Annotated in this window: 7 protein-coding genes; 3 read left to right on the forward strand and 4 right to left on the reverse strand. The window is 70.9% G+C overall.

Translation table 11 applies throughout. From position 1 onward, the window contains the following. The first annotated feature begins 39 nt into the window (after nucleotides 1-39). Both ligA and VGE03_RS14865 read left to right on the forward strand, forming a co-directional pair. Entirely contained in the window at nucleotides 40-2,361 is a 2,322-nt protein-coding gene (ligA, locus tag VGE03_RS14860; protein ID WP_331047254.1) for an NAD-dependent DNA ligase LigA, read from the forward strand. 20 nt (nucleotides 2,362-2,381) lie between these two features. Then, a complete protein-coding gene (locus tag VGE03_RS14865) occupies nucleotides 2,382-2,804 on the forward strand; it encodes a DUF2147 domain-containing protein (protein ID WP_331047255.1) in 423 nt (140 codons plus the stop codon). 6 nt (nucleotides 2,805-2,810) lie between these two features. On the opposite strand, the gene VGE03_RS14870 is transcribed toward VGE03_RS14865, so the two are convergent. The 4 genes from VGE03_RS14870 to VGE03_RS14885 form a co-directional block, all read right to left on the reverse strand. Further along, complete coding sequence (locus VGE03_RS14870) at nucleotides 2,811-3,800, reverse strand: aldo/keto reductase (RefSeq protein WP_331047256.1); 990 nt, start codon at nucleotides 3,798-3,800, stop codon at nucleotides 2,811-2,813. 75 nt (nucleotides 3,801-3,875) lie between these two features. Beyond that, nucleotides 3,876-5,687 carry an aminopeptidase P family protein gene (locus VGE03_RS14875; protein WP_331047257.1) on the reverse strand — a complete coding sequence of 604 codons (1,812 nt, stop codon included), beginning with the start codon at nucleotides 5,685-5,687 and terminating at the stop codon, nucleotides 3,876-3,878. Between the two features lie 34 nt (nucleotides 5,688-5,721). Then, complete coding sequence (locus tag VGE03_RS14880) at nucleotides 5,722-6,195, reverse strand: hypothetical protein (RefSeq protein WP_331047258.1); 474 nt, start codon at nucleotides 6,193-6,195, stop codon at nucleotides 5,722-5,724. Nucleotides 6,196-6,252: 57 nt separating this feature from the next. Further along, nucleotides 6,253-7,122, reverse strand: coding sequence for a 50S ribosomal protein L11 methyltransferase (locus VGE03_RS14885; protein ID WP_331047259.1), 870 nt, complete (start codon nucleotides 7,120-7,122; stop codon nucleotides 6,253-6,255). Nucleotides 7,123-7,165: 43 nt separating this feature from the next. Between VGE03_RS14885 and VGE03_RS14890 the strand changes: the two genes are divergently transcribed. After that, a partial coding sequence (locus VGE03_RS14890) for a hypothetical protein (RefSeq protein ID WP_331047260.1) occupies nucleotides 7,166-7,685 on the forward strand: 520 nt, incomplete at its 3' end.

Raw genomic sequence — 7,685 nt, forward strand, 5'->3', positions numbered from 1 at the left:
GGACTTGGGCAGACCGTGTCCATGGCGGAGCGAATCCCGATGACCGACACCCCCATAGATCAGCTGGACCTCGCCGCCGCCGAGGTCGAGCTGGCCCGGCTGACCGCCGAGCTAGCCCGCCACGACGCCCTCTACCACGGCGATGACGCCCCCGAGATCTCGGACGCCGACTACGACGCCCTCAAGCGCCGCGCGCTCGAGATCGAGGACGCCTTCCCCGACCTGACCACCGCCTCCTCCCCGTCGCAGGTCGTCGGCGGCCCGGTCTCCAGCCAGTTCGCCGAGGTCCGCCACGGCGTGCCGATGCTGTCGCTGGACAACGCCTTCTCGCCGGAAGAGGTGACCGACTTCGACGCCCGCATCCGCCGATTCCTGAAGCTCCCCGCCGACGAACACATCGCCTTCGTCGCCGAGCCCAAGATCGACGGCCTCAGCGCCAGCCTGCGCTATGAGCACGGCAAGCTGGTGCGCGGCGCCACGCGCGGCGACGGCAAGACCGGCGAGGACGTCACCGCCAACCTCCTCACCATCAATGACATCCCACGTGAGCTGAGCGGCTCGGGCTGGCCCGACGTCATCGAGGTGCGCGGCGAGGTCTACGCCCCCAACGCCGAGTTCGACGCCTTCAACGCCGCCGCCGAAGCCGAGGGCCAGCGCACCTACGCCAACCCCCGCAATTTCGCCGCCGGCTCCCTGCGCCAGAAGGACCCGGTGATCACGGCCAAACGCCCCCTGCGCTTCTTCGCCTACGCCTGGGGCGAGAAGTCCGCCGACTTCGCCGACACCCAGAGCCATGCCCTGGATGCGCTCCGGTCCTGGGGCTTCAAGGTCAATCCACGCTCGGCCCGGGTCGAGGACGCCGCCGGGCTGATCGCCCTCTACGACGGCCTGCAGACCGACCGCGCAGGCCTCGGCTATGACATCGACGGCGTGGTCTACAAGGTCGACCGACTGGACTGGCAGGAACGCCTCGGCTTCATCGCCCGCACGCCGCGCTGGGCCATCGCCCACAAATTCCCGGCCCAGCAGGCCCAGACGGTGCTCGAGGGCATCGACATCCAGGTCGGCCGCACCGGCTCCCTGACCCCCGTCGCCCGCCTGCACCCCGTCACCGTTGGCGGCGTCGTGGTCCGCAACGCCACCCTGCACAATGAGGACGAGATCGCCCGCAAGGACGTGCGCATCGGCGACACCGTCGTCCTGCAACGCGCCGGCGACGTCATCCCCCAGATCGTCAGCGTGGTGCTGGACAAACGACCGGCCGACGCCCTGCCCTACGTCTTCCCGACCCACTGCCCGGTCTGCGGCTCCGAGGCCGAGCGGCCCGAGGGCGAGGTCCGCCGCCGCTGCACCGGCGGCCTGATCTGCGACGCCCAACTGGTCGAGCGGCTCAAGCATTTCGTCGGCCGCCGCGCCTTCGACATCGAGGGCCTGGGCGAGAAGCAACTGATCGCCTTCCACGAGCGCGGCTGGCTGCACCAGCCCGCCGACATCTTCCGCCTCGCTCGCGACGAGGAGAAGCTGGCCGCCCTGCGCGGCGAGGACGGCTATGGCGAGACCAGCGTCCGCAATCTGGTCGAGGGCATCGACGCCCGCCGCGTCATCGCGCTGGACCGGCTGATCTTCGCCCTGGGCATCCGCGACATCGGCGAGCAGACCTCCATCCTGCTGGCCCGCCACTTCGGCTCCTGGAGCGCCTTCCACGCCGCCTGTCTGGAGGCGTCACAGGGCATCCCCTCCGCCGACTGGACGCAACTGGCCGAAGGGCACGGCGTCTCCGAACGCACCCTGTCGGTCCTCGCCGCCGCCACGCCGCCCGCCGATGATCCCTGGCCCGAGGCGCCGCTGGATCAGAAGCTGTCCCTCGCCTTCCCCGGCGTCGCCGCCCCGGCCCGCCGCGCGCTCGCCCTGCTCGCCCCCGACTGGCCCGCCATTGTGCGTCTGGCCGGTATCGCCCGCGAGGAAGGGCCTTCGATGACGCTCGGCGAGATCGCGACCATCAGCGGCGTCGGCCCCGTCGCCGCCCGGGCGCTCGCCCAGTTCTTCCATGAGCCGCACAACCGCGCCGTGGTCGACGCCCTGATCGAACAGCTCGATACGGTCGAGGACGCGGAGAAGCCCCAGACCGACACCGCCGTCGCGGGCAAGACCGTGGTCTTCACCGGCGCGCTCGAACGCTTCACCCGCGACGAGGCCAAGGCCCGCGCCGAAAGCCTCGGGGCCAAGGTCTCGGGCTCCGTCTCGAAGAAGACCGACTACCTCGTCGCCGGTCCCGGCGCGGGGTCGAAGATGGCCGATGCGCAAAAGCACGGCGTGACCGTCTTGACGGAGGACGAGTGGTTGGCGCTCATCGGGGGGTGAAGTTCTTCCGGAGTAACCCCATGCGTCCCGCCCTCCTCGCCGCCGTGTTCACGGCCGCCGCCGCCCTCGCGGCCCCCGCCTTCGCCGGCGACCCGACCGGCCTGTGGCAGACCCCCACCAACGGCGGCCAGGTCCGCATCACCCGCTGCGGCCAGGCCCTGTGCGGGACGCTGGTGACCTCGGCCACCATCCGCGCCAACCCGGGCGTGCTGGACGAGCACAATCAGGACCGCGCCCAGCGCGGCCGCACCCTGCGCAACCTGCCCATGCTGCGCGGCTTCACCGGCGGCCCGACCGAGTGGCGCAACGGCAGCGTCTACAACCCCGCCGACGGCCGCACCTATCGTGGCACCATCACCATGGACGGCGACAACACCCTGCGCCTGCGCGGCTGCGTCGTCGCCCCCCTGTGCCGCACCCAGACCTGGACGCGCATCCAGTAGGATCGGCTACCGGTTCAGGGCCGCCCTCGCCGCCTCGGCGTAGCGGTGGCCCTGCGCCGCCCCCTTCGGGAACACCGCCTCGATCCGCGACAGGTCCTCGGGCGTCAGCACGATCTGCGCGGCGGCGATATTGTCCTCCAGCGTCGGAATGCGCCGGGTGCCGGGGATGGGCACGAGGTGTTCGCCCTGCGCCAGCACCCAGGCCAGCGCCAGCTGGGCGGCGGTGACGCCCTTGTCGGCCGCGATGCCCTTCACTGCTTCAACGAGGTCGAGGTTCTTCTGGAAATTCTCGCCCATGAAGCGCGGGTTGGTCCGGCGGAAGTCGCCCGGCTCCAGGTCCTCGATCGAGCGGATATCGCCCGACAGGAAGCCGCGCCCCAGCGGGCTGTAGGGCACGAAGCCGACGCCCAGTTCCTCGCAGGTGGCGAACAGGCCATCCTCGGGCTCGCGGCTCCACAGCGAGTATTCGGTCTGCAGGGCGGTGATCGGGTGCTCGGCGTGGCCGCGGCGCAGCGTCTCCGGCGAGGCCTCCGACAGGCCCAGGAAGCGCACCTTGCCCTCCTTCACCAGCTCCGCCATCGCGCCCACCGTCTCCTCGATCGGCGTGTTCGGATCGACCCGGTGCAGGTAGTACAGATCGACGTGGTCCATCCCCAGCCGTTGCAGGCTGCCCTCGATGGCGCGGCGCACATTGGCGGGCGATCCGTCCACCGCCAGCGCCGTCCGGTCCGCGTTCCAGCCGATGCCGAATTTGGTGGCCACGAAGGCCTTGTCGCGCCGGTCCTTCAGCGCCGTCCCGACCTGGGTCTCGTTGGTGTAAGGGCCGTACATCTCGGCCGTGTCGAAGAAGGTCAGGCCCAGTTCGAGCGCGCGGTGGATCACCGCCGTCGCCTGCGTCTCATCCGACGGGGTCCCGTAGAAGGACGCCATCCCCATACAGCCCAGGCCGATGGCCGAAACCTCGGGGCCCGAACGCCCCAGCTTGCGCGTCTTCATCGGCCAGTCTCCGCAAAATGAAAGAGCCGGCGGAGGGTCCCGCCGGCTCTCAAAACTGGGCCCTGCGACGTCCGCCTACAAGGGCGCGCAGGCGGCTTCGAGCCACGTCTTCGCCTCACCGGCCATCAGCGGGCCGACCTTGGTCCAGACCTCGGCGTGATAGGCATCGACATAGGCCCGCTCGTCGGCGGTCAGCAGGTCGACGTCGATCAGCTTCTTGTCCAGCGGCGCCAGGGTCAGTTGCTCGAAGCCGTGCATCGGCCGCTCGCCGCCCGGAATGGCTTCCGGCGCCGTGACCACCTGGAGGGTCTCGATGCGGATGCCCCAGTGGCCCTCGCGATAGTAGCCGGGCTCGTTGGACAGGATCATGCCGGTCAGCAGCGGCTGGCTGTTCACGCCCTTGGCGATCCGCTGCGGCCCCTCGTGCACGCCCAGATAGCTGCCCACGCCGTGACCGGTGCCGTGGTCATAGTCGAAGCCCTGCATCCACAGCGGATAGCGCGCCATGGCGTCCAGCTGGTGCCCCGTCGTCCCGGCCGGGAAGCGGACCACGGCCATGGCGATATGGCCCTTCAGCACCAGGGTGAACATCCGGCGCTGGTCGGCCGTCGGCTCGCCGACCGCCATGGTCCGGGTCACGTCCGTGGTGCCGTCCAGATACTGGCCGCCGCCGTCCACCAGCAGCAGGCTGCCCTTCTCGATCCGGCGGATGGTGCGCGTCACCGGCTTGTAGTGCGGCAGGGCGCCGTTCGGCCCCGCGCCCGCGATGGTGTCGATGCTCAGGTCCTTCAGCGCGCCGGTCTCCTCGCGGAAGCGCTCCAGCGTCTCGGCCACCTCGCGCTCATCCGGCAGGGTCTCCTGAGCCGTCGTATCGACCCAGTGCAGGAACCGGCTCAGGGCCGCGCCGTCGCGGATGTGGGCCCGGCGCGAGCCCTCGATCTCGACCGCGTTCTTCTGCGCGCGCGGCAGGGTGCAGGGATCCATCCCGCGCACCACCGTGGCGCCCGTCGCCTCCAGACGGTCGAAATACCAGGCGGATGATTGCCCCGGATCGACCAGCACCTTCTGGCCCGCCAGGGCGTCCAGCGCGCCGTCCAGCGCCTCGGGCGCCTCCAGCGTCACCGCGTCGCCCAGCCAGCCGGGCAGTTCGTTGGTGACCTTGCGCGGGTCCATGAACAGGCGGGCGGTCCCGTCGGTCTTCACAATGGCCTGCGACAGCGGCAGCGGCGTGCGGATCACGTCCCCGCCGCGAATGTTGAACAGCCAGGCGATCGAGGCCGGCGCCGTCAGCACCGTGGCGTCCGCCCCAACCTTCGCCACGGCCTCACCGATACGGGCGCGCTTCGAGGCGCTGCTCTCACCCGCATACTTGTCATCGTGCGGCACGACCGGCGCCATCGGCTGGGCCGGGCGCTCGTCGCCCCAGGCCTGATCGACCGGGTTGACCTCGACCGGCTTCAGCTCGGCCCCGGCCTTCGCCGCCGCCCGCTTCAGGACGGCCAGCGCGTCCGGGCTGTGCAGCCGCGGGTCATAGCCGATCACCGCCCCCTTGGGCGCGCGCTCGAGGTAGGCGGGCACGCCGCCTTCGACGAGGTCCAGAATCTCGAACTGCGCCGCATCCACCTGCGCCCGCACCTGAACCGTGTAGCGACCGTCCGCGAACACCGCCGCCCGGTCCTTCAGCACCACGCCCGCGCCCGCCGAGCCGGTAAAGCCGCTCACCCAGGCCAGCCGGTCGTTGGCGGCGGGCAGGTATTCGTTCTGGTGCTCGTCCTCGTGCGGGACCAGCATCCCGTCGAGGCCCTGCTCGGCCATCCGGGCCCGCACGCGCGGAAGGTGCTTCGCCCCGAAGGACGGATCGGTGGTTTCGTCATAGGTCTGGCGCATGGCCGGAGCCATAGCACCGCCTTGGCGGCCGGTTCTAGTTCTGCGGCGCGGTCGGGCTCACGACCGCCGGCGCGGTCGGCGCGGGCGAAGTGCGTTCGATCACCACCGGCTCGGACGCGCGGGCTTCGGCCGTACGCGCCTCCGCCTCGGCGCGGGCGGCTTCGGCGGACGAGCGGGCGGCGTCGGCGCGAGCGATATCGACGCTGGCCTGCGCCCCGGCCACCTGCCCGGCGATGGCCGCCTGGTCCGCCTGGGCCTGGGCGGCGGCGGCTTCCGCCTGCGCTTCCAGCAGGGCGTCATCCGTCGGCGTTCCGGCGGGCCGCGAGAACAGGATCCACAGCACGGCGATCAGGACCAGACCGCCGAGGATGCCCGCCACCCACCAGCCGGTGTTGGACTCGCGCACCACGACGGTCTCGACCGTCTCATTGGGCCCGCGCGTGACGACGGTCTCGCGCACGACGGTGTCGCCGGGCCTGACCGGCTCAAGGTTGGGATCGTAGGTCACGGGTCTTCCTCCGGATATTTCCGGCGAAACGGCCCCGACCCGGCCTGCGTTCCGTCGTTAACCCACCCGACGCAGGACCAGCGCGCTCCAGGCGTCGCGGTGGATGCGGCGCTCCAGCACGAAACCACGCGACAGATAGGCCGCCGTCACCCGGCGCTCCTGCGTGCGCAGCAGGCCCGACAGGATGGCCACGCCGTTCAGCTTCAGCGCCTCCTTGATGTCCTGCGACAGGCTCACCAGCGGCGGGGCCAGGATGTTGGCGAAGACCAGATCGTACGGCCCCTGCCCGCGCACCTTCTGATCGTTCAGGCCCGAGGCGTGGACGAATTTGGCGTTGGCCTGGTTGATGTGGGCGTTCTCGTTGGCGATCCGCACCGACGGGGCGTCGATGTCGGTGCCGACGGCGACCTTCGAGCCGGTCTTGGCCGCGGCGATGGCCAGCACGCCCGTGCCGCAGCCGACGTCCAGCACCCGCTCGAAGCTTTCGCGCTTCAGCAGTTCGTCGAAGGCCAGCAGGCAGCCGACCGTCGTGCCGTGGTGGCCGGTGCCGAAGGCGGCGCCGGCGTCAATCTTCAGATTGATCTTGTTGACCGGCACCCGGCCCTGGTCGTGCGCGCCGTAGACGAAGAAACGCCCGGCCTCGACCGGCGGCAGGCCCGACAGCGACATGGCCAGCCAGTCGGCGTCGGCCAGCTTCTCGACGACGACGGTCAGGCCGTCATGCGCCGACAGGGTCGCCTCGATGCCCTCGGCCTCCTCATCGGTGGTCGGGAAGGCGTCGATGCGCCACACGCCCTTGTCCTCGTCCTCTTCCAGGATCGAGTAGGTCGCGCCTTCCAGCAGGACGTTTTCGTCCAGCGCCGAGGCGGCGGTTTCCGCAACGGCGCGGGGGCCGCGGGCGATAATCTGAACAGCGGACTCGGACATTTCTCAAACACCGCTATGATTGCGAATCGAGGGACGCGCTGGCGTGCTCTCCATTGCCAGCAAACGCAACATCCGAGGGGTCGGGGAATTCATGGCCAAAGCACCGTCTAAGTCGAGTACCGCCGCCAAGCCGAAGGCGGCGACCGCCGCTTCCAAGCCGAAACCGGCCGCAAAGTCGAGCGCCGCGAAGCCGGCCGCTGCAAAACCCGCCGCCAAGGCCGCCGCTCCCAAAGCCGCCACGCCGGCGAAAAAGCCCGCCGTGAAGGTTTCCGCCCCGGCCAAGACCGCTGCCCCGAAGGCCGCCGCCCCGAAGGCTGCGGCGAAGCCGGCTGCGAAGCCCGCCGCCAAGGCTGCGCCGAAGGCTGCGGCTCCGAAGGCCGCCGCCAAGCCCGCCGCTGCGCCCAAGGCCGCCGCCGCTCCGAAGGCTGTGAAGTCCGCACCGAAGGCGGCCCCGAAGGCCGCCGCCAAGCCCGCTGCCGCCAAGAAGCCGGCCGCGCCGAAGGCCGCCGCCGCTCCGAAGCCTGCTGCTGCGCCCAAGCCCGCCGCGGCTCCGGTCGCCGCCG

Source organism: Brevundimonas sp., from assembly GCF_036400995.1.
In the GTDB taxonomy this organism is placed as follows: Bacteria; Pseudomonadota; Alphaproteobacteria; order Caulobacterales; family Caulobacteraceae; genus Brevundimonas.